The sequence below is a fragment of the Anabaena sp. UHCC 0399 genome, from assembly GCF_034931465.1.
Lineage (GTDB): Bacteria > Cyanobacteriota > Cyanobacteriia > Cyanobacteriales > Nostocaceae > Trichormus > Trichormus minutissimus.
Genome location: NZ_JAYGGZ010000002.1, coordinates 71,500 through 93,368 on the forward strand (window position 1 = coordinate 71,500; position 21,869 = coordinate 93,368).

The following is a 21,869-nucleotide window of genomic DNA, read 5'->3' on the forward strand; positions in this document are numbered from 1 at the left end:
TATATTTTTACCTTCTCTTTTTTATTGTAAGAAATTGTAGAGGTATCAGTCCCCTGTTTCTATAAGCAACACGTTTTGTATCGAGGGAAAATCCCCATTACAAAACGTAATTATGAATTTAAAGTTTGACCTGTTGTAAATGACTACGGGGATCGTAGGTGCGAATAGCCCGGATTTTTTCATAGTATTCTCGTTCTTGCTGGCTCATGTCTTTCGGTGGAACGATCGCCACCTTCACCAACTGATCACCACGTCCACCTTTGGGGAGAGGCCAGCCTTTACCTCGTAAACGCAAAGATTGACCAGAACGCACACCAGCCGGTAACTTCACATTCACACTACCATCGGGTGTAGGTACATCAATGGACGCACCTAAAGCAGCTTCATCGGGAGTAATCGCCACTTCACAGACAAGATGATCGCCTTCAATCTGGAAGAATGAATGCGGTTGTAATTCCACCTTTAAATATAAATCCCCTCGTTGTTGAGTCATGGGGTTAAATTGACCTTTACCCCTTACCCGCAGGCGATTACCCGGTTTTGCACCAGGTGGGATACGCACATCTAGCGTTTCGTTACCTAAGCTAAAACGCTTTTGAGAACCGGCAAAAGCTTCTGCAAAAGTTAAAGTAATAGCCGCTTCTGTATCTTGTGCGCCACCTGCACCGACATCTTGAAAACCAAAGTCACCAAAGCCACCATAACCACCCCCTGGTCTACCGCCAGGAGTCCCATAAGAATAGCTTTGTGGTCCACCGCGAGGCGCACCACCACCAAAGCGTCCTAGTAATTCATTGATAAACTCATCAAAATTGCCGTATTGGCTGAAGTCAAAGCCACCCATATCGACACCAGCACCGCCACCTGGGTAGCCACCCTCACCAACTTGTCGCCAATATTGACCAAATTGGTCATATTTTTTGCGTTTGTCTACATCTGACAACACTTCGTAAGCTTCGTTAACTTCTTTAAAACTTGCTTCTGCCTGCTTGTTACCTGGATTAACATCAGGGTGATACTTGCGGGCTAATTTACGAAAAGCTTGTTTAATTTCTTCTTGACTGGCAGTTTTACTAACTCCCAAAATCGTGTAATAGTCTTTGAAGTCGGTTGCAGCCATCTACCAGCCTCCTATAAAAATTTCCTTTAAGTTTTTTTCTAAGATGCAAGATTTTATTTTTGCTAGGTATAATGCCAAGCATAAATAATTCTGATTTTAAATTAACAAATAATATAGATAATCAAGTGTGGTTCATGCTCATTGGATCGGCGCGATTACCGTACTTGGGGATTGGGATCGGGGAAGACAAGGTAGCAGATGGAGAAAAACTAATGACTCATGACTAATTCATCTAGTCCTTCTTCTCGGCTGGGGGGTGCATCGCGGAGTTGGCGGTGCATTCGTAGGATAATTTCTTCTGGGACAGTGCGATCGCGTTTTTGATTTCTGGCTAAACACAGCCAAACGGGAGTTTTTACCCACACCCCTGTAATGTGAGTAAAGCCTATGCCACGGGTTAGAGTAATAATTTCCCGACGATGGCGGCGTTGGGCGTTGGTAGCATCAAAAATGACGGTTTTATCTGTAGATATAGCCTGCTGTAATTGTCGTTCAATTTCCCGCCAAATCAGCATCCAAGACCCTTGAATTGCCTCTGAACCAAATAATTGCCCCCTGATGGCATCTGTAGAAATTAGCTGCATCAGGGGGCATTCTGCTATTAATTGCTTTGCTAAAGTTGACTTACCGCTACCAGGAAGACCAATTAGCAAGATGAGTGGTGAGTGCTGAGTGCTGAGTAGTGAGTAGTGAGTAAAGAGTGGTGAGTAAAGAGTGGTGAGTGATACGTTAGGAGTCAGGGGTTGAGAGTAATTAGAAATTGTACTCATTACTAATAACCTCAAACTCATTACTAATAACCTCAAACTCAGCACTCATAACTCATTACTCATTACTCAGCACTATTTTAGATAATTGTTCCATCAGGGATGACGGCATTTTTCAGGACGACTACAATCCCACTACGGATGTAGAAACCTTGGTTTTCGCGGTTTGCTTCTTGCACGTTGTCTTTATTGATAATTTTGACATCGTGACCGATGCGGGCATTTTTATCGATGATGGCACGGCGGATAATGGTATCCGGGCCGATGCCTACAGGGATATCGCCTTTCTCTATACTGCACTGACGTTCTACATAAGGTTGATAGAAGTCAGCACCCATGAGTAAAGATTCTTCGATAATACAACCTGATTCAATCCGCGATCGCACTCCCAAAACTGAGTGTTGAATGCGGCAGTTTTTCAAAATACAGCCTTCCCCAACTATTGATTCTGTGACGTGACAGTCTAATAGTTTGGTTGGTGGTAAATAACGAGCGCGGGTGTATATTGGGTATTCTTCGTCGTAAAAGCTAAACGGCGGTAATGGTTGCTGTGTTAGGGCTAAATTGGCATTGTAAAAAGCTTCAATTGTCCCAATATCTTCCCAGTAATCATCAAATAAATAAGCTTGAACATTGTGATCTTTGGCGGCATCAGGAATAATTTCCTTACCAAAATCAGTCCGTTCTAAAGCTTCTCTCAAAAGTTTGATCAAAACATCTTTTTTAAATACATAAATCCCCATCGAGGCGATATAGGGCTGTAATGCGGCTTGTTCTGGAGTCAATCCCAAAATAGTGGTATCGACACGCATTTGAGCTAATTCTTCGCCTTTGGGTTTTTCGCTAAAATCAATCACTCGCCCAGACTGATCAATTTTCATTAAACCGAAATCTGAGGCGCGGCGATCGTCGATGGGAATTACAGACAGAGTAATATCGGCGTTCGTTTCGCGATGACGCTGGATGAATAAGCGATAATCCATCCGGTAGAGGTGATCTCCTGACAAGATCAAAAATTCGTCTACATCCCAATCTTGTAGCATCCACAGATACTGACGTACCGCATCGGCTGTACCTTGAAACCAGTTGGGGTTTTCTGGTGTTTGTTGTGCTGCCAGCACTTCCACAAACCCTTCACTGAAGCCACTAAAATTATAAGTACGCGCGATGTGACGATTAAGGGAAGCTGAGTTAAATTGTGTCAGGACGTAGATTTTAAAAATTTCTGAATTTATGCAATTACTGACAGGGATATCTATTAAACGGTACTTCCCTGCCACTGGTACTGCTGGTTTAGCACGTAGTTTGGTTAATGGGTACAGGCGAGTACCTGCACCACCTCCAAGAATAATTGCTAATACTTTTTTCACAAGATGTCTCCCAACTGCCTTTCAACTCCCACCTACAGTTTAGGACTCTCTGTAGCAACTGGTAAGGGGGGATCAAAGATTATGTCTAATGAATTTTGCTAAACCCTACTGGTGATGTATCTCACTGCCTAAAATCATCAAGCAATAGGCTATATCCCAACCGAGTCCGCTAGGTCAAAAGTTCCTATACCTTAAATGTAATTTTTGCGATCGCCTAATCAATCTCACCCAAGGTTGATCTGATAATTGGGCAATTTGATCAGGTGATAGGGTGGTGGTAAATAAATCTTGTTCACTGCTGATACCACTTACACCCAGATTTTCTAAAACAGCAATTGCAGTAGAATCTAAATTAGTTTCGGTATAGATAAATACTACTAAACTCGCTAACTCCGGATCTAAAACCTCATCCAGTGCTAAAACCAAGCTAGCATCCAGTTTTTGGTAGTTCATGGAGGAAGGGGACAGGTGACAGGTGACAGGGGACAGGGGACAGGGGACAGGGAAAAATTCTGCTTTGTCTCTCCATCTCTACGTTACAGTTTCTCCGTATCAATTAATCCAAAACCCCATTTGTGATCAAATGTACCGGGAGATTTGCCGGGGATAGAACTATTTTGGCGTAGTAAGTCTTTTATTGTAGATGGGTCTAACTTGGGGTCGCGCTGTAATAATAATGCGATTAATCCGGTGACAAATGGTGCAGCCATGCTTGTACCGGACATGGCGACAAATTGGGAATTGATCGTCATAGAGCGATCGCTATTAAAATGACTAGAAAGTGTAGAGACAATCATTGCACCTGGTGCGGCTATATCTGGCTTGGGGGCTTGATTTCTTAAAGGGCCTTCACTACTAAATTCGGAAATAGTGTTTAATTCTAAACCCATTTCGCGGATGTGGCGATCGATATCTTCGTACTTGACCTTAGTAGTATAAGCAGCCACTGTTACTGCATTACTAGCACAGCCAGGAGAACCGATTTTCACTGCATCTTTGACGCTTTTACCAGTAAAAAACACTGATAAGGTATCATCTAGCGTCCAAACATCAAGTATAGTATCTGATGCTGAGGTGTTACGGACTCGTAATTGCCAGACACCCCCTTGCACAAGGGATCTACCCCTACCACGAATCTGCACAAAAAAATGATAATCCCCATTAGACGGGTCGCGGTCTGGTGTGACAAGTTCTACTTGAGAATCTGGTAAATCATAACTTTGGGAAGGATTACCATCAGTAATAATTTTTTGGTAAGGAGTAACAAAACCGTTAGGACTCCGCACAGATACCTCTAATTGACCGGAACTCGTATACCAAGCATTTAACCAAACCATGCCGATTTGATTCAGAGGTACATTAAAACGCATACCCCGACTGCGTCCACTGGGAATATTAGCTTGACCGTGAATATTATCATTCCCCTCATTTCCAGCCGCACAGCAAACAATTCTACCTATCCCAGATTCAGCATTGATAATTTGGGATAAAGAATCACTACCATCGTGAGCATCAGCGTGACCACCGACGCTAAGATTTACTACAGCCGGTCGTCCCAACTCACCAGCCACCCGAAAAATATAACGGATAGCATCAGCAATGTGAGCATCCTGCAAATCAGACTTAATAATTACTAACTCCGCCTCTGGTGCAACACCACTATAGACAGCATCAGCACCCGCAGCAATTCCCGCAACGTGAGTACCGTGACCTTCCGTATCTTGGGAGATATAAAGTTGTTCCCCCGTCAATTCTGCACCGTAACGACCCTCATTCACCCCTAGTCCTGGCAAAGTTTGATCCCAAATCCTGAAAATACGTCCAGCAAAAGCAGGGTGTTTGGCATCAATACCAGTATCAATAATGCCAATAATTACCCCCTTACCAGTGAGTCCAGTTCTATTGACAAAACTCGACAGTTTAATAGCTTGGGGTGCGACATCCATCCGCAATTTAAGTTTACGGGATGGCTTAATGCGCTCAATTGCAGATTCTGCCGCTAAAACTGCTAAACTCTCTAGAGGTAAAAAAGCCGTTCGTACACTACCAGAATTTTGATTTATTTCAATACCATATTGCGAAAGATGACTTAAATCTGCGTCATATTCACAATAAATAAAAACCACACTTTTAGTAGGTTTAATAACATTTCTAGGAGCAATTATCCCCAGCGATCGCCCGTGTGTAATTAACGCCAACTCCCCTTCCCGTTGAAAATCATCCCAAGCCAACAACAGACCAGGAGAAAGCTTTTCGTATCTCATTTGACCTCAATTTTCAGGCGAAATATATTTAAGTCATACCTTAATAATTAACATCAACTTAATAGAGCAACCCGAAAATAAAACCTAATTTTAATCACCCCAAAATAACTCCTCTTCCTCCCCTTCCTCCTCCTCTCTGCGCCTCTGCGTCTCTGCGTGAAATAAATATTAAAAATTCTCTACCACAAGTAAGAACCACAAATATGTAATTTAAAGTCAAAATACTACTGAACAAATAAAGAGAAATTCATGCAAATTCAAACACCAGATTGGGTTAAACACGCCATCTTCTACCAAATTTTCCCCGACAGATTCGCCAGAAGTAACCAACCCCACAAACGCCTGTTACGTGAAGCACGTTGGGAAGATTGGGAAGCAATGCCCACACTGCAAGGTTACAAAGGCGGTGATTTATGGGGAATTATAGAGCAATTAGACTACATCCAAGACCTAGGCATTAACGCCATTTACTTCACACCGATATTTCAATCTGCCAGTAATCACCGCTATCACACCCATGATTATTATCAAGTAGACCCCATGCTAGGGGGCAATTCAGCCTTTAAAGAATTACTAGATGCAGCCCACCAAAGAAATATTAAAGTTGTTCTCGATGGAGTATTTAATCATGCCAGCCGAGGATTTTTCTTCTTTCACGACATTTTAGAAAATGGCCCTCATTCCCCGTGGCTGAATTGGTTCAAAATTGAAGGCTGGCCGCTTGCACCATACACCGGTGAATTACCCGCCAACTACGTAGGTTGGGCTGATAACCGCGCCTTGCCTGTATTTAATCATGACAACCCAGAAGTCCGGGAATATATCATGGAAATTGCCGAATATTGGATAAAATTCGGTATCGATGGCTGGCGGTTGGATGTACCATTTGAAATTAAAACCCCTGGTTTTTGGCAAGAATTTCGCGATCGCGTCAAAGCCATTAACCCCGATGCTTATATTGTGGGGGAAGTGTGGGGAGATTCCCGTGAATGGCTAGATGGTACACAATTTGACGGCGTGATGAACTATTTATTTGCTGGGCCGACCATTGCCTTTGCCGCAGGCGATCGCGTAGTCTTAGAACAAGTCCAAGACCGCGACTATCAACCATACCCGCCCTTATTTGCAGCTGAGTACGCCGCCAAAATTGAAGAATTACTGCAACTTTACCCCTGGGAAATTCAGCTAACTCAACTCAATCTACTCGCCAGTCACGACACAGCAAGGTTAATTAGCATTGCTGGTGGCGATAAAGCTAGTGTGGAACTAGCCACCTTTTTATTACTAACCTTTCCCGGTGCGCCTAGTATCTATTATGGTGATGAAGTTGGTTTACCGGGAAAACTAGACCCCGATTCCCGTCGAGGGTTTCCCTTAGAAGCTAACTGGGATAAAGAGATTTATCATACTCACCGCCAATTAATTGCTTTACGCCATACTTATCCAGCTTTACGCATAGGTGACTATAAAGTTATCTCGGCACAGGGAGCTATCTACATTTTTACCCGTACTTTAGGGACAGAAGAATTAATTATTGCTGTAAATGTTGGTACAGCATCAGCACAAACTGATGTAGATGTTACGAATTTCCAGACTCAAACCAAGCAATTGTTATACGGTACAGCAGAATTTAATTGGCATAGTGAAGGAGAAACAAAACAACTATCGTTAAATATTCCCCCACGTAGTGGTTGCATCCTAGGTTGAGGGAAGTAGGGAATGGGGAGATGGAGGAAAAGAAATTATACGAATATTCTCTCCCTGTCACCTGTCACCTGTCACCTGTCACCTGTCACCTATCTCCCCGCAACCATTGCCGGCATCAACACTGCATCGATCACATGAATTACACCATTATCAGCAAGGATGTCTGTTTGTAGAATTTTTGCATCATTCACAGTAATTCCATCGTTGCTAGATTCAATGGCTAAAATAGATCCTTCCAGAGTTTCTGCTTCTTCAATTTGCACCAAGTCATCAGACCGGACATCACCAAAGGCTATATGATACGCTACAATTTTCTTCAACTTAGGGATGTCTTGCAGTAGTGAATCTAAAGTTCTCTCTGGTAGCTTTGCAAAAGCCTCATCAGTAGGTGCAAACAAAGTAAAAAAACTAGGACTTTTGAGAGTATCTATGATTTGTGCAGCTTCAGCCACCTGCAACAACTTCTTGAAATTACCAGCTTTGGCAGCAGTTTCTACAATGTCAGCCATAATATTTGGTTAATTTATTGACTACCCTGTTACCACCAACTTATAGACAGACAAAAGTAATTGACCTCTATCAAGAGAAAGGTTGCAAAGTTTCACGAGGTTTCTCTAAGGTTTTTAATAAGGTATCATCTATTGCTAGATAATTTATTTTGCTGTATAAGGTAGTGAAGAGTGATGCGTAATAATACGTAGCTTACCATTGTCGTCCTTAAAGAACTGCAAAGTTTTATCCACTGAGATCGTCTTACCTTGTTTGTCCGTAAATATCACATTTCCCATCGTAGTAGCCGTATTGCCAGTGATGAAAATCCCTGCATTTTTCATCTCTACTTTGCGCCAGCCTCTCAATGCAAAACCCTCGTCCTTTGGGAAAGCTGGATCATCTCCCACAAAGTACGCCAAAGCTCCTGCACGGGTAGTACGGAAGGTCTGGGGAGCGATCGCGAGGGTTGGTTTGAAAAGAACGGGACCGAATTGATAACCGTAGGCATCGTCAATTACCTTTGTAGTTCCACGTGAAACCAAGTACACATGATTGGCGATCGCAATTTTGTTGCTAGTTATGCTCCCCATAGCTGTCACCAGATTTTTTTTCTACTCCACAGAAGAAGTTCCGAAGCGATAGCCCTTACCATAAACGGTGTGAATCAAAGTTATTTCCTTACCTACTTCAATTTTGCGCCGTAATAGCCGAATTAATGCAGCTATCACATTACTGCTGGGTTGTTCTTCATCTTGCCAGAGATATTGCATAATCTGAGCGTGAGTTAATAACTGTCCGGTATGTTCCATAAAATATTGCAACAGCTGGCTTTCCTTCTGCGATAGTTCAATTACTCGTCCTTGACGGTAGGCGACTTGGTTTTCACAATCAAGTTCTAAATCAGCTACACTTAATCTTCCCGTTGTCGCTTCATAACTGTGCGAACCAGAACGACGCAACAAAGCACGGACTCTAGCCAACAACTCCCGCAATTCAAATGGTTTAACTAAATAGTCATCTGCACCAGCATCTAAGCCTGCTACTCTGTCATCTAGAGTATCCTTGGCAGTGAGAAACAACACAGGGGTAACTTTTCCTTGGTGACGTAATTCTTGGCAAATCTCCAAGCCGGTTTTTCCCGGCAGCATCCAATCTAAAATCAGTAAGTCGTAACTGCCTGATTGTGCCATCTCCCTGCCCATTGCACCATTATAGGTCGCATCGACAGTGTAACCCTCACGCGTCAACACGCGACTTAAAGGGTCAGTGAGTTCTACTTCATCATCAACTAATAAAATTCTCATGCTGCTTGGGGTAAGCAATAGAGATATTCTCAATATTATTGAATTGCTTAGACAAGGACATTTTATCAAGTGTCCATAGCCAAGGATACCAAGAAAGAGAATGTTAACTGTTGCATTGCCGAAAGGGGAACTACTCAAAAATAGCATCCGCCTCCTGCAAACTGTAGGATTGGATTTTAGTGCTTTTTTAGATTCAGGAAATCGCCAACTTCAAATTACTGATGCTAGTGGACAAGCTAAAGGATTATTAGTTAGAGGACAAGATGTGCCTGTGTATGTGGAATACGGTCAGGCACAATTTGGTATTATTGGTTACGATGTTATCCGAGAAAAAAAGCCCCAAGTCGCCCATTTAGTTGATTTGCAGTTTGGCTATTGTCGAATGTCGGTAGCCGTGAAAGCTTCTAGTCCCTACAAATTACCTGTAGATTTACCACCGCATAGTAGGGTTGCTTCTAAATATGTTAATTGTGCCAATGAATACTTTGATAGTTTAGATTTACCTGTGGAAATAGTGCCGCTTTATGGTTCTGTAGAACTCGGCCCCATTACGGGGATGTCTGAGGCGATCGTTGATATAGTTTCTACAGGACGAACTTTAAAAGACAATGGACTCGTTGAAATTACTACCTTGTATGAAAGCACAGCACGGTTAATTGCTCATCCCCTTAGTTATCGGCTTAATACGGGTAACTTATATAATTTAGTTGAGCGTCTCAGAGAGGCAGTCTTAACACCAGCTTAATCGATGAAAAATCAATTTTTTTAGCTAATATCCCCGATTTTCTTGGAAAGTCGGGGATTTACTTTTAATACAATTCAGTGAAGCGATCGCATACAACTAAGCCTTCTCCTACACTAATAGGACTTACGCACAAATTACGCAATAACCTTCGCGTAGCGTGCGCATACCACAGAGACGCAGAGAACACGGAGATATAAGGGTTTGAGAGAGTTTTTGCGTAAGTCCTGACTAACCTAAAAAAGCCTTGTTTCTGTTGGGTTTTGTTCTTCAACCCAACTTACGCCAATTTTAGCTTTTTGTGTATTGAGTTAAGTTATTTAAATTAATTTTTCTATACTGAGATTAGTGCAAATTTTTATCCTATAAATAAGTATTTAAATCAAATTTTGTTTCATTTTGTAACAAAACTCTAACTTGCAACAAAGAGTCGGGAGTAGAGAACCTGACATCGGTATTTATTTCAATTTTTTAAGCAAAGTTTTATGAAATTCCACTCTAATCATCAGGAACAGGCGAGACTGGCTGCTCTACGCCAGTACCAAATTTTAGATACTAAACCAGAAGAAGCTTATGACAATCTGGCTCATTTAGCTGCCTTTATTTGTGGCACATCTATAGCTTTAGTTAATTTTATTGATGAACATCGTCAGTGGTTTAAGGCAAAATTGGGTTTAGATGTACCAGAAATGCCTCGTAATGTAGGATTCTCTTACCTATGTCAAGAAAAACATGGTGTTGTAGTGATTCCTGATGCTTTGGCTGACGATCGCCTAGCGACTAACCCAGTAGTAACTGCATATCCATATGTGCGCTTTTACGCAGGTGTACCTTTAATAACTCCCGAAGGTCAGATGTTGGGAACTCTGTGTGTAATTGATCAACAACCCAAACAATTGAGTCAACAACAAATTGACTCGCTTATAGCATTGAGCCGCTTAGTCATCGACCAACTGGAACTAAGGCGCAATATGGCTAATGTAGCTCAGATGAGCGAGAAATTGATTAATCAAGAGCAAACAGCACGTATAGAATCGGAAATAATAAGCGATCGCATTAGTAATATACTCGAAAGTATCACCGATGCCTTTTTCGCCCTAGATCAACAGTGGCGATTTACCTACATCAATAGTCAAGCAGCCAAGCTGTTGGAAAGAAACCAAACTGAGTTACTAGGTCAAAATATCTGGGAAACATTTCCAGGTATATTAGGCACTTCATTTGAGCGAGAATATCACAGAGCAATGCCTGCGGCAGGCTGCGCCAACGCACAAAAGGTCAGCATCCAATTTGAGGAGTTATATCCACCGCTAGATAAATGGTTTGCAGTCCACGTCTACCCTAATAAAGACGGCTTATCTGTTTATTTCCAAGATATTACAGAAAAACATCACACAGCCTCAGCACTCAAAGAAAGTGAAGAACGTTGGCAGTTAGCATTGCAAGGCAATAATGATGGGATTTGGGATTGGAATCTCAAAACTAATCAAGTCTTCTTTTCTCTGCGCTGGAAACAGATGTTGGGATACGAAGACCACGAAATTACTAACCATATAGAAGAATGGTCAAAGCGAGTGCATCCCGATGATTTAGATTGGGTGATGCAAGCCATTCAAGATCATTTTGACCGCAGAACACCGTATTACATTACAGAGCATCGCGTACAGTGTAAAGACGGTAACTATAAATGGATTCTAGATCGAGGACAGGCACGTTGGGATGAAACAGGTAACATAGTGCGAATGGTTGGTTCGCATACAGATATTACAGAGCGCAAACAGGCAGAAGAAGAACTAAGATGGCAAAATCGGCGATCGCAACTTTTTGCAGAAATTACGGTTAAAATCCGCGAGACGCTGCAAATTGAAGAAATTTTACAAACATCAGTCCAGGAAGTCCAAAAGCTCCTGCAAGCCGACCGAGTTTTGATGTTTAGGCTATGGCCTGATGGTTCAGGAATAGTGGAACAGGAAGCAGTCTTACCAGGTTGGCCTGTAGTGCTAGGACAAAAAATTCTCGACCCTTGCTTTCAACACGACTATATAGAAAAATATCGCCAAGGTAGAGTCAGTGCAATTATGGATGTTGCACAAGCAGATATTCACGATTGCCATCGAGAATTTTTGCAACACTTTGGCGTAAAAGCTAATCTTGTCGTACCAATTCTGCACCGAGAAGGAATTTGGGGTTTGCTAATTGCTCACCAATGTAACGCTCCTCGCCATTGGAGTAAATTCGAGTTGGACTTATTGCAACAGTTAGCTAACCAAATGGGGATAGCCTTATTTCAAGCGCAGTTACTAGAACAACAAACCCGCCAAAGTCAAGAACTCGCTCGTTCTAATGCTGAATTAGAAAGTTTTGCCTACGTCGCTTCCCATGACTTGCAAGAACCATTAAGGATGGTGACTAGTTATTTACAGTTACTAGAACGTCGCTACAAAAATCAACTAGACAGTACAGCAGAACAGTTTATTAACTATGCTGTTGATGGGGCGCAACGAATGCAAACCTTAATCAACGATTTATTAAACTATTCTCGTTTAACAACCCGTGGACAACCCTTTGTCTCCGTTGATTGTGCGGTGATTTTAGAACGGGTAAAAACCAATCTCAAAATAGCCATTGAAGAATCTGGAGTAGTCATCACCCATGATCCTTTACCCACAGTTACCGCAGATCCAACTCAGTTAACCCAAGTTTTGCAAAACTTAATTGCTAACGCCATCAAATTCCGCCGAGAAATTCCCCTGCAAATTCATATCGGAGTAGTTAAGGAAGGAGAGGAGCAGGAGAGTAGGGGAGAATCTCAGCACCAGCTAAAAGCCGCGCTGACACAACCGGCTAAAAGCCGCGCTACCGCTAACACTACTCAACACTCCCATTGGCTTTTTTCTGTCCGAGACAACGGAATAGGTATAGAAGAACAATATATTGAACGAATTTTTGTAATTTTTCAACGCCTACATGGAAGAAATAAATATCCAGGTACAGGCATCGGGTTATCAATTTGTAAGAAAATTATTGAACGCCACGGTGGTCAGATATGGGTTGAGTCTGAACCAGGTAAAGGCTCAGTTTTCTACTTTACAATTCCAGAACAATCAGGTCAACAATCGTAATCAGCACAACAAATATGATACCAATTCAGGTTTTGTTAGTAGAAGACAATCCGGGAGATGTCGAACTTACACGTATTGCCTTAGAAGATAGCAAAATATCAGTTAATCTCAATGTGGTAGAAGATGGTGTAGAAGCAATGGCATTTCTCAGAAAACAAGAAAAATATGCCGATGTACCTCATCCAGATATAGTGCTACTTGATTTAAATTTACCTAGAAAAGATGGGCGAGAAGTATTAGCAGAGATTAAAACTGATCAACATCTCAAACGTATTCCTGTCGTCGTTTTGACAACTTCTCAAGCTGAAGAAGATATTCTCAAAGCTTATAACCTATCGGCTAATTGTTATATAGCCAAACCAGTTGATTTTGACCAATTCGTTAGAATTGTACAATCGATAGAAAACTTTTGGTTTGCGATCGTCAAACTGCCACCGGAGTAAAGACTATGGCAGATAAAATTATTCAAGTTTTATTAGTAGAAGATAATCCTGGTGATGCTTTTTTAATTCAAGAGTTAATCAAAGAAGTCAACGCAGTTAGAGTAAATTTACACACAGTTGAGCAGTTGTCAGAAGCATTTAACCTGTTAGCCAGTAACGCTAGTAGCGGGTTAAGTAAATGCTTTGATGTCATGCTATTAGACTTGTCTTTACCTGATAGCCAAGGAATTGAAACCTTTATTAGAGCTAATAGCCAGGCCAAAACAATTCCCATCATTGTCCTGACTGGTATAGATGATGAAACATTAGCATTAAGAGCCATGCAGGAAGGAGCGCAGGATTATTTAGTCAAAGGACAAGTGACTGGCGACTTATTAGTCCGCTCTATGCGATATGCTATTGAACGCCAACGCGTAGAAGATGAACTTCGTCAAAGTGAAGAGCGATTCCGGGTAGCCTTAAAAAATTCTCCGATTTTTGTTTTCAACCAAGATAGAGACTTACGTTATACCTGGGTTTATAACCAAAGAGCTGGGTGGACAGAACAAGCAATGTTGGGTAAAAAAGATTGTGAAATCATGCCCCATGCAGATGCCCAAGCTCTCACTGCAATTAAATATAATGTTTTAACTACAGGTATAGGTACTCGTGCAGAAGTATCGATTACAACCAGCAAAAGTATTCGATATTACGATTTGACTGTTGAGCCATTGCGGAATGAATCCCAAGAAATTATCGGGATAACTTGCGCCAGTATTGATATTACTGAACAACAAATTGCTTTACAAGAACGCCACTTAGCAGAAGCAAAAATCCGCGAACAAGCTGCATTACTAGACATTACCACTGATGCGATTTGTGTACGCGATTTACAAAATCAGATCCTTTTTTGGAATAAAGGGGCAGAAAATTTATACGGCTGGCAAGTTCAAGAGGTGATAGGAAAAAATGCCAGTGAATTGTTATTTTATGAACCATCCCCAGAAGTTGAAATTGCTCTACTACACGTTATCTCCCAAGGTAACTGGCAAGGAGAGTTAAACAAAGTTACTAAAAATGGGAGAGAAATTTTAGTAGCTAGTCGCTGGAGTTTAGTTCGTGATGAGTACGGACAACCTAAATCAATTCTTTCCGTTGATACAGATATTACTCAGAAGAAACATCTAGAAGCGCAATTGCTGCGTACTCAACGCCTAGAAAGTATAGGAACTTTGGCTAGTGGTATCGCTCATGATCTGAACAATATCCTGACACCAATTTTAGCTGGTGCGCAATTATTACCTCTAAAATTTCCCGATGCAGATGAACGCACTCAACATTTATTAGAGATTTTAGAAATTAATGCTAAACGTGGCGCAGATTTAGTGAAGCAGGTGTTGTCTTTTGCCAGAGGCGTAGAAGGTAAACGCATCACTTTGCAACTCAGACACATTATTGTAGAACTGTCCAAAATTCTCAAAGAAACATTTCCCAAATCTATCAAAATTGTCACAGATGTTTCCAAGGAATTATGGACGGTTTGTGGAGATAGTACGCAACTCCATCAAGTGATGATGAATCTATGTGTTAATGCCCGTGATGCTATGCCGGATGGTGGAACTCTTACTATTACGGCGGAAAATTTACTTATCGATGAAAACTATGTTCGCATGAACTTAGAAGCCAAACCTGGCCCTTATATAGTAGTGACAGTCTCAGATACGGGTGTTGGGATACCAGAGGAACACTTAGATCGTATTTTTGAACCATTCTTTACTACCAAAGCAGTAGGAAAAGGTACAGGGTTAGGACTTTCTACTTTAATTGGGATTGTCAAAAGCCACGGTGGTTTTGTGAATGTAGACAGTGAAGTAGGACGTGGTACTACATTCAAAGTTTACTTACCAGCAGTGGGAGGTACAGAAATATTTAGTCCAGATGAGTTGATACCACCTATAGGACAGGGCGAATTGATTTTGATTGTAGATGATGAGCCTGCAATCAGGGATATTACGAGAACATCTTTAGAAAGCCACCAATACCAAGCCTTAGTTGCTAGTGATGGGATTGAGGCGATCGCAATTTACGCCAAATATGCAGATAAAATTAGTGCTATACTCGTTAATCTCATGCTCCCAGGACTGGATGGTTTAACTACTATCCGCACGTTGAAAAAAATTAACCCCGATGCCAGAATTATTGCTACCAGTGGGCTAATCGCTAAAAATAAACTGGGGGAAATAGTCAACACTGGTGCGGCAGCATTTTTACCTAAACCCTATACTATCAATGAGTTGTTGTTGGCTTTAAACCAAGTGATAACGTGACTAGCACCGCTACGCGGAAGTCAAAAATCAAAAGTCAAAAGTCAAAAGTCAAAACGAAGACAATGTAAGGGTTTTATTTATTTGGAATGGGTGGTTTCTCTGACAAAGTTTGGCGGGACGGAAACCGACACCGCCACGCCACTTGCTACAGCCGAGCAAACCCCGGTAACGCAGTGGCTCAACTCTGCGCTATTTACGCCGTGCTGTACTAGTCATTGGTCATTCTCCTCTGCTACCCCTCATTTGATTGCCATTCTGATTTAGATAGGGCGTAGTACACGACATCTTGACCGTAGTAGTGAGCGTGCTTTTGATACTTCATCCCCACTTTCTCAATTACCCGTCTAGATGCTATGTTTTCTGGACGCGCGATCGCTACTATTCGATCTAACTTAACTTTCAAAAAACCGTACTTTAATGTCGCCTGAGATGCTTCTGTACCCAACCCCATATTCCAATAGGACTTGTCCAATACGTACCCAAGTTCAACTTCCGGGGTGGTGTCTAAAAAACCTAGTCCACAACGACCAATCATTTTACCGCTATCTTTGTAAACAACTGCCCACATTCCCAAGTTGTGTTCTTGCCAGTGTTGGATGTGTTTAATTAGACTAGCTTGAGTTTGAGCTTTGGTTCTGGGGGAAAGATACCTCATGACTTCTGCATCGGAGTAGAGGCGAAATAAACTATCAAAGTCATCTAGAGAAAAATGCCTCAATATCAATCGAGTGGTTTCTATCTCAGGCATGGCATCAAAAAAGGTCAGAGTGTTACCTTCAGACAAGTGTTTCTACGACGATAAAAATTAATATAATGCTCATACTATGAGCATCTACCAATCATCTTCCAAATCTTACAGAAAAGACCGTTGGCGTAACAATGACTGGCGACTATTTCTACGTCTAGTTCCTTACGCCCGCCGTAGTGGCAAATTGCTGATCCTCGCGATTTTGCTGCTGTTACCTCTTGCCCTTGCTAACGCAGTACAGCCCCTATTAATTGGACAGGCTGTATCCCTGATTCGCAATGAACCCAGTACCTACGAGTTCTTGAGCAATCGTCCTTTGTCCCAAGGGTTAAATATCCTGATCGGATTATTGTTCACTATGATTGTGCTGCGATTAATCCTTACAGGTTTTCAGGGTTATTTACTACAGAATATAGGGCAGAAAATCACCGCCGGCATTCGTCAAGATTTATTTCATCATGTAACATCACTGGCGGTAAGATTTTTTGACCGTACACCTGTCGGTAAATTAGTCACTCGACTCACCAGCGATGTGGAAGTCTTAGGTGATGTGTTCTCCACTGGGGCTATTGGCATCGTTTCAGATGTGTTTTCGATGCTGGTAATCTTGGGTTTGATGTTTTCTATCCAGTGGCAACTTGCTAGTTTATTACTGGTGATGTTAATCCCTGTGACTTGGTTAACCATTTATTTTCAGCGACGATATCGTCAAGCTAATTACAAAGCACGGGAAGAATTATCAATGTTAAATTCTCAGCTACAGGAAAATGTGCTGGGAATTAACGTCGTGCAGTTGTTCCGGCGAGAAAAGTATAACGCTGAGTTATTTCGCACGACTAACGAACGCTACAACCAGCAAGTCGATGAAACTATTTTTTACGATTCTGCGGTTTCTGCCACTTTAGAATTAATTGGCTTAATTGCGATCGCCGGAGTTTTAGGTTTAGGTGGTTGGTTACTGTTAGGCAATAACTTGACCTTTGGGACTCTATCTGCATTCATTTTATATGCCCAGCGATTGTTTGACCCTTTGCGGGATTTTGCCGAGAAATTCACTGTGATTCAAGCCGGGTTCACAGCAATGGAACGTGTTAGCGATATTTTAGATGAACCGATAGAAATTAGCGATCGCATCAATCCCCGTCTTTCCGTCCTAGATACCCAATTCGGTTACATTGATGAAATCATCGCCAATTTAGAATCAGAAGACACCAAGCCAACACCAACCTTGGGAGAAATCCGGTTTGAACACGTTTGGTTTGCCTACAAAGACGATGATTATGTCATTAGAGATTTAGATTTTGTCATTCATCCCGGTGAAAAAGTCGCACTAGTAGGGCCGACAGGTGCAGGTAAAAGTTCTATTATTCGGCTGTTGTGTCGTCTTTATGAACCCACCCAAGGACGCATTCTTGTAGATGGTGTAGATATTCGGGAGTTACCCCAAGCAGAACTGCGTCGTTACATGGCAGTAATTTTACAAGAAGGCTTCTTGTTTGCTGGTGATGTTAAAAGTAACATTACTTTGGGTGATTACTATAGCTTTGAAGAGATTCAAGCAGCTGCTGAAAAAACAAATATTGCCGAATTTATTGGACAATTACCTGCAAGTTATAACACCCAATTACGAGAACGGGGGACAAATCTATCTAGTGGACAAAAGCAACTTTTAGCCTTTGCCCGTGCAGCTATTCGTAACCCCCAAATTCTGGTTTTAGATGAAGCAACCGCTAGTCTAGATGTTGGAACAGAGGCTTTAGTTCAAGAAGCTCTAAACGAGTTATTAATCGGACGAACTGCAATTATTATTGCTCACCGCTTGTCTACAATTCGCAATGTGGATCGAATTTTTGTCTTGAAGCGAGGCGAATTAATCGAACAAGGTAGCCATGAAGAATTATTAAAATCAGGAGGGCTTTATTCTACCTTGCACAACCTGCAAATGTTGGGAACTTAATCTTTAAGTAAAATTAAGTTAAGAATCAATACAAAATTATGACTACAAGCTTACCCAGCATTACAGAAATTATACCAGTAGTATTGCAATTGCCGAGTGCGATCGCCATGAGTGACGACCAATTTTATGAATTTTGTCAACTCAATCACGATTTAAATATCGAACGCAATGCTATTGGAGAATTAGTAATTATGCCCCCAACTGGTTCTGAAACTAACCAACGTAACTTTGACTTGATTGTTCAGTTAGGCATTTGGACAAAGCAAGATAGTACAGGTGTAGGGTTTGGTTCTAGTGGTGGGTTTACTTTGCCAAATGGTGCAGTACCTTCTCCTGATGCAGCTTGGATAAAACGCACTCGCTGGGAAGCCATACCATTAGAATTGCGAAAGAAATTTGCACCAATTTGTCCTGAGTTTGTCATTGAATTGCGTTCTGAAACTGATAATTTAAGAACCTTGCAAGACAAGATGCAAGAATATATAGATAACGGCACACAACTAGGTTGGTTAATTGATAGAAAACAACGCCAAGTTTTTATTTATCGTCCGAATATTCAAGTTGAAATATTAAATAATCCTCAGACAATTTCTGGTGAACCTCTATTACCTGGCTTTGTTTTGGATTTACGTCCAGTTTGGTAAAGAATCTATTTCAAAATATGAAATAAAATTTATAATGATATAACTATTTCATTACCCAAATCTTTCTAGAAAATCTGTGAGCAAATTTTGGTTGTTAAAAGTAGCTCGAATAGTATCACCATTATTGTAATCAACAATAACTTCAAATTTTTCAAATTTACCAACTGGACTATCTAATTTAATGTTATTGAGTCCAGTAATAGCATCATTAATGTTATCAAATTTATATCTATTTCCAAAAAGTGGGATGACAATTATTTGATCAATGTAACGCTCAAGCGAATTTCTCAAATTTTCCATAAACCTATCAATTTCTTCTTGAGAAACTCGCATTAATGCCTGCCGCAGTTTCTCTTTGTCTAAGCTAGTAAGACTATCGAGTTTCCTAAAAGCTATCGTATATTGTTCATCAGGCGTATTTTCATCAAAAGCAACATCAAACTCGATTTCTGCAAAAGCTGCTACTACACCCTTGTAAGGAATATAAATCACCGCAAAGCCATTATTTTTCAACTGTTCTAATGCTGGTTTTGTAAAATCTCCAGCTAATACTACACCATAAAATGGTGCGGATAGATGATGAACTTCAATAATAGGTAATATAGCTCCTTGAATTTCCTGAGCCTTATTTTTTGAATGTTTTGTGTATCTACGCCATGCAGATTCAATAAATGCAACAGGTCGGCCAAGTTTATTATCTGAACCATCGACTTCAATCACAAAATCGAGGTCATGCTTGTTGCCATACTTATCTTCCCAAGTAACCTTTTTTCCGCTTCTAGCTGGACGAGAGCGTTGCCAATCAAGATAATAGCTCTTGGCTTGGGCAAACTGTTGCAATTGAGGTTTAAGAATATCGTAGAGTACTATATCTTCAAGTAGTTTACCTAGTGCTTGACCAAACTTGTGTGATGGTGACTGTGCCATAATTTCACTTTCTATCCAAAGCCTACCTTCGTGTAGTGGAATATTATGTTTTCTATTTTTCCACTTGACGTTACGTTCTCTAATCTTTTCAAATGACCAGAGGTAAAATCCAGCTTCATTTGCTAATTTTCCCAGCCATTTTTCTACAGGGACATATACTCCATACGGTGCTGAATCTCCTACTACAAAACAAATCTTGCCATCAGAGGCTGTAACTCTGCGAAGAGCATGAAATACAGCACCCATATCTGTAAAGTAGGCAGCAATCATTGTGTGATAAGCCTTATTTCCTCCTTTAGTTTCTCTGACTATTTCTAACTCTTTACAAACAGGAATTAGCTCATCTCGAATTGGTTCAAGGATAGGATTAGCTATCAAAGTATCTAACTTGAGCTTATCCTTTGATACGTGTTGTGAATTTGAACGAATGAGAAACTTACGCACTGTGTCATGTAAATCACTCCAAGAGTTAACCTCACCCCAGAATGTCATTTCCAAGCGTGTAGCATCAGCATAGTCATAGTTGTTTGCATAAGGTGGAGAAGTAATTACTAAATCTACTGATTGATTTGGAATACCTTCTAAAACTCTTGCATCTTCCTGCAGGAAGGTAGCTTGAGTTTCTTTTCTCAGACATTGCATATAGTGCATATCTTGTTGCATTAAAGCCACTTGATTATCGAATGCAACCAGTGGTTCACAAGTCTTAACTTTTCGTTTATTTGGCAGAATATATTGCCATTGAGCCGTGCCAACATAGCTTGATGACCGTAAAGTAGCACAAATTGCTAAAAAAACTAGAGCCTGTAAATCTTCGCTTAGGGTTGGAGCTAAATTTAAATAAGCTTGCCTGATTTTAAACAGATATATTAGTACATCCTCGGTGTAGCATTTGCTGAGTAATACTGGAATCTTTTCTGGAAGTTTTAGCTGCAAACTAGCGGCAATATTTTTAATCTCAGTGATTGCTTCTAAAAACTTATGTATCGGTATATTCCATGAAAGCTTACCTTTTGCAAGGCGGTACACAAAAGGATGTGCTTCAATTCCGTAGGAATTCACGCCCAGCTTATCAGCCGCAATACAAACCGTACCAGATCCAGCAAATGGATCAAGGACAATTTGAGGTTCAAGTTCTGTAATTACTTCTTCAACCCAAGTTGCGGAAAAGCCAGCAGAATATCTAAACCACCTATGAATAGGCAGTTTCATGTTATCTGTGAATGTGCCTGTTCTTTCTGTAATAGCTTTTGATTGAATATTATTGCAAAATGCAGGCATCAAATTTAAAATTTCTAGTTTAGAGTGCTTACTAATTCTAAATTAATTCGGATCTAGGTCAATATATTGGAGCGAAGCTAAGTCTGGTACTTGCTAATTTTATCCTTACGCAAATTTATATGTTTTAATGAAAAATACCTGAGATAAAGCAAACCATAAAAAAAGCGGGCTAACCGCTATGAATTGGTTAACCCGATCAGCTTTGGGAACGCGCAGAGAAATTGTTATTGCAATACTAATTTCACGTTGGCGTTTTGCAAACCGCGCTGTTTTACTTCAGCCAAGGTTTTGTTAACTGCGTATTTTTGGTTAATGGAGTTGATCAACTCGGTTTGGTTGTGCTTCTTAGCAACACCCCACAGGTCAGCGATTAGGTCAAAAGAACCATCGCTGTTGCGAGACCAGCCCAAGTCATATTCGCCTTCCAATACTGCAACGATGTCGGAACGAAGACGCTGACCGTTATAACCGCGTACATCAGCTTCTGTTTTTACGCTGATACCGAGGTCGCGCAAGGAAGCTTTGAGGATTTCGGCATCGGTGATTTTGGTGCGAAGAGTGCTAAAATGAGACATTTGGGTTTCCTCCAATGAGAAGAGTGAGAAGTTAGGACAACGGTTTGTTTTTAGAGAGCCGCGATTATCGGGGTGCGGCTTTTTTCGTAACTGCTAGCGG

18 protein-coding genes are annotated in these 21,869 nt (G+C 41.1%); 7 read left to right on the forward strand and 11 right to left on the reverse strand.

Annotation, left to right across the window (positions count from 1 at the left end; all coding sequences use genetic code 11):
• Nucleotides 1-118: 118 nt before the first annotated feature.
• The 5 genes from VB693_RS01260 to VB693_RS01280 form a co-directional block, all read right to left on the reverse strand.
• Entirely contained in the window at nt 119-1,120 is a 1,002-nt protein-coding gene (locus tag VB693_RS01260; RefSeq protein WP_323264717.1) for a J domain-containing protein, read from the reverse strand.
• Between the two features lie 209 nt (nt 1,121-1,329).
• Nucleotides 1,330-1,890 (reverse strand): AAA family ATPase, encoded by a 561-nt coding sequence (locus VB693_RS01265; protein WP_323264718.1) that lies wholly within the window; start codon nt 1,888-1,890, stop codon nt 1,330-1,332.
• 77 nt (nt 1,891-1,967) lie between these two features.
• Nucleotides 1,968-3,257, reverse strand: a complete 1,290-nt coding sequence (locus VB693_RS01270) for a glucose-1-phosphate adenylyltransferase (RefSeq protein ID WP_323264719.1) — start codon at nt 3,255-3,257, stop codon at nt 1,968-1,970.
• A gap of 174 nt (nt 3,258-3,431) precedes the next feature.
• Nucleotides 3,432-3,710 (reverse strand): hypothetical protein, encoded by a 279-nt coding sequence (locus tag VB693_RS01275; RefSeq protein ID WP_323264720.1) that lies wholly within the window; start codon nt 3,708-3,710, stop codon nt 3,432-3,434.
• 83 nt (nt 3,711-3,793) lie between these two features.
• Nucleotides 3,794-5,521 (reverse strand): S8 family serine peptidase, encoded by a 1,728-nt coding sequence (locus tag VB693_RS01280; protein ID WP_323264721.1) that lies wholly within the window; start codon nt 5,519-5,521, stop codon nt 3,794-3,796.
• A gap of 249 nt (nt 5,522-5,770) precedes the next feature.
• On the opposite strand from VB693_RS01280, the gene VB693_RS01285 reads away from it, so the two are divergent.
• Nucleotides 5,771-7,228 (forward strand): glycoside hydrolase family 13 protein, encoded by a 1,458-nt coding sequence (locus VB693_RS01285; protein ID WP_323264722.1) that lies wholly within the window; start codon nt 5,771-5,773, stop codon nt 7,226-7,228.
• A gap of 89 nt (nt 7,229-7,317) precedes the next feature.
• Here the strand turns inward: VB693_RS01285 and VB693_RS01290 are convergent, their stop codons facing one another.
• The 3 genes from VB693_RS01290 to rppA form a co-directional block, all read right to left on the reverse strand.
• On the reverse strand, nt 7,318-7,737 hold the full coding sequence (locus VB693_RS01290) for a fasciclin domain-containing protein (protein WP_323264723.1): 420 nt from the start codon (nt 7,735-7,737) through the stop codon (nt 7,318-7,320).
• A gap of 144 nt (nt 7,738-7,881) precedes the next feature.
• On the reverse strand, nt 7,882-8,310 hold the full coding sequence (locus VB693_RS01295) for a hypothetical protein (RefSeq protein WP_323264724.1): 429 nt from the start codon (nt 8,308-8,310) through the stop codon (nt 7,882-7,884).
• A gap of 21 nt (nt 8,311-8,331) precedes the next feature.
• Nucleotides 8,332-9,024 carry a two-component system response regulator RppA gene (gene rppA, locus VB693_RS01300; protein WP_190710231.1) on the reverse strand — a complete coding sequence of 231 codons (693 nt, stop codon included), beginning with the start codon at nt 9,022-9,024 and terminating at the stop codon, nt 8,332-8,334.
• A 100-nt stretch (nt 9,025-9,124) separates the two neighbouring features.
• Here rppA and hisG point away from each other — a divergent pair, with 100 nt between their 5' ends.
• The 4 genes from hisG (at nt 9,125) to VB693_RS01320 (ending at nt 15,637) form a co-directional block, all read left to right on the forward strand.
• Nucleotides 9,125-9,769, forward strand: coding sequence for an ATP phosphoribosyltransferase (hisG, locus tag VB693_RS01305; RefSeq protein ID WP_323264725.1), 645 nt, complete (start codon nt 9,125-9,127; stop codon nt 9,767-9,769).
• A gap of 482 nt (nt 9,770-10,251) precedes the next feature.
• The gene (locus tag VB693_RS01310; RefSeq protein ID WP_323264726.1) at nt 10,252-12,888 is read left to right on the forward strand and encodes a GAF domain-containing protein; all 2,637 of its coding nucleotides are present in this window, start codon (nt 10,252-10,254) and stop codon (nt 12,886-12,888) included.
• Nucleotides 12,889-12,902: 14 nt separating this feature from the next.
• Entirely contained in the window at nt 12,903-13,331 is a 429-nt protein-coding gene (locus VB693_RS01315) for a response regulator (protein ID WP_323264727.1), read from the forward strand.
• Between the two features lie 5 nt (nt 13,332-13,336).
• Nucleotides 13,337-15,637: a response regulator gene (locus VB693_RS01320; protein WP_323264728.1), complete on the forward strand. Its 2,301-nt coding sequence runs from the start codon at nt 13,337-13,339 to the stop codon at nt 15,635-15,637.
• Between the two features lie 232 nt (nt 15,638-15,869).
• Here the strand turns inward: VB693_RS01320 and VB693_RS01325 are convergent, their stop codons facing one another.
• Nucleotides 15,870-16,421 carry a GNAT family N-acetyltransferase gene (locus tag VB693_RS01325; protein ID WP_323264729.1) on the reverse strand — a complete coding sequence of 184 codons (552 nt, stop codon included), beginning with the start codon at nt 16,419-16,421 and terminating at the stop codon, nt 15,870-15,872.
• Nucleotides 16,422-16,461: 40 nt separating this feature from the next.
• Here VB693_RS01325 and VB693_RS01330 point away from each other — a divergent pair, with 40 nt between their 5' ends.
• Nucleotides 16,462-18,342, forward strand: coding sequence for an ABC transporter ATP-binding protein (locus tag VB693_RS01330; RefSeq protein WP_323264730.1), 1,881 nt, complete (start codon nt 16,462-16,464; stop codon nt 18,340-18,342).
• 38 nt (nt 18,343-18,380) lie between these two features.
• Nucleotides 18,381-18,986: a Uma2 family endonuclease gene (locus VB693_RS01335; protein ID WP_323264731.1), complete on the forward strand. Its 606-nt coding sequence runs from the start codon at nt 18,381-18,383 to the stop codon at nt 18,984-18,986.
• 51 nt (nt 18,987-19,037) lie between these two features.
• Here VB693_RS01335 and VB693_RS01340 read toward each other — a convergent pair whose 3' ends face one another.
• Nucleotides 19,038-21,194, reverse strand: a complete 2,157-nt coding sequence (locus tag VB693_RS01340) for a DNA methyltransferase (protein ID WP_323264821.1) — start codon at nt 21,192-21,194, stop codon at nt 19,038-19,040.
• 224 nt (nt 21,195-21,418) lie between these two features.
• Nucleotides 21,419-21,769 carry a DUF1257 domain-containing protein gene (locus tag VB693_RS01345; RefSeq protein ID WP_190696683.1) on the reverse strand — a complete coding sequence of 117 codons (351 nt, stop codon included), beginning with the start codon at nt 21,767-21,769 and terminating at the stop codon, nt 21,419-21,421.
• Between the last annotated feature and the right edge of the window lie 100 nt (nt 21,770-21,869).

Bases quoted from the DNA above. Each gene is read 5' to 3' on its own strand.
- VB693_RS01260 (WP_323264717.1), bottom strand. From the start codon at position 1,120: ATGGCTGCAACCGACTTCAAAGACTATTACACGATTTTGGGAGTTAGT.
- VB693_RS01265 (WP_323264718.1), bottom strand. From the start codon at position 1,890: ATGAGTACAATTTCTAATTACTCTCAACCCCTGACTCCTAACGTATCA.
- VB693_RS01275 (WP_323264720.1), bottom strand. From the start codon at position 3,710: ATGAACTACCAAAAACTGGATGCTAGCTTGGTTTTAGCACTGGATGAG.
- VB693_RS01280 (WP_323264721.1), bottom strand. From the start codon at position 5,521: ATGAGATACGAAAAGCTTTCTCCTGGTCTGTTGTTGGCTTGGGATGAT.
- VB693_RS01285 (WP_323264722.1), top strand. From the start codon at position 5,771: ATGCAAATTCAAACACCAGATTGGGTTAAACACGCCATCTTCTACCAA.
- VB693_RS01290 (WP_323264723.1), bottom strand. From the start codon at position 7,737: ATGGCTGACATTGTAGAAACTGCTGCCAAAGCTGGTAATTTCAAGAAG.
- VB693_RS01295 (WP_323264724.1), bottom strand. From the start codon at position 8,310: ATGGGGAGCATAACTAGCAACAAAATTGCGATCGCCAATCATGTGTAC.
- rppA (WP_190710231.1), bottom strand. From the start codon at position 9,024: ATGAGAATTTTATTAGTTGATGATGAAGTAGAACTCACTGACCCTTTA.
- hisG (WP_323264725.1), top strand. From the start codon at position 9,125: ATGTTAACTGTTGCATTGCCGAAAGGGGAACTACTCAAAAATAGCATC.
- VB693_RS01310 (WP_323264726.1), top strand. From the start codon at position 10,252: ATGAAATTCCACTCTAATCATCAGGAACAGGCGAGACTGGCTGCTCTA.
- VB693_RS01315 (WP_323264727.1), top strand. From the start codon at position 12,903: ATGATACCAATTCAGGTTTTGTTAGTAGAAGACAATCCGGGAGATGTC.
- VB693_RS01320 (WP_323264728.1), top strand. From the start codon at position 13,337: ATGGCAGATAAAATTATTCAAGTTTTATTAGTAGAAGATAATCCTGGT.
- VB693_RS01330 (WP_323264730.1), top strand. From the start codon at position 16,462: ATGAGCATCTACCAATCATCTTCCAAATCTTACAGAAAAGACCGTTGG.
- VB693_RS01335 (WP_323264731.1), top strand. From the start codon at position 18,381: ATGACTACAAGCTTACCCAGCATTACAGAAATTATACCAGTAGTATTG.
- VB693_RS01340 (WP_323264821.1), bottom strand. From the start codon at position 21,194: ATGCCTGCATTTTGCAATAATATTCAATCAAAAGCTATTACAGAAAGA.
- VB693_RS01345 (WP_190696683.1), bottom strand. From the start codon at position 21,769: ATGTCTCATTTTAGCACTCTTCGCACCAAAATCACCGATGCCGAAATC.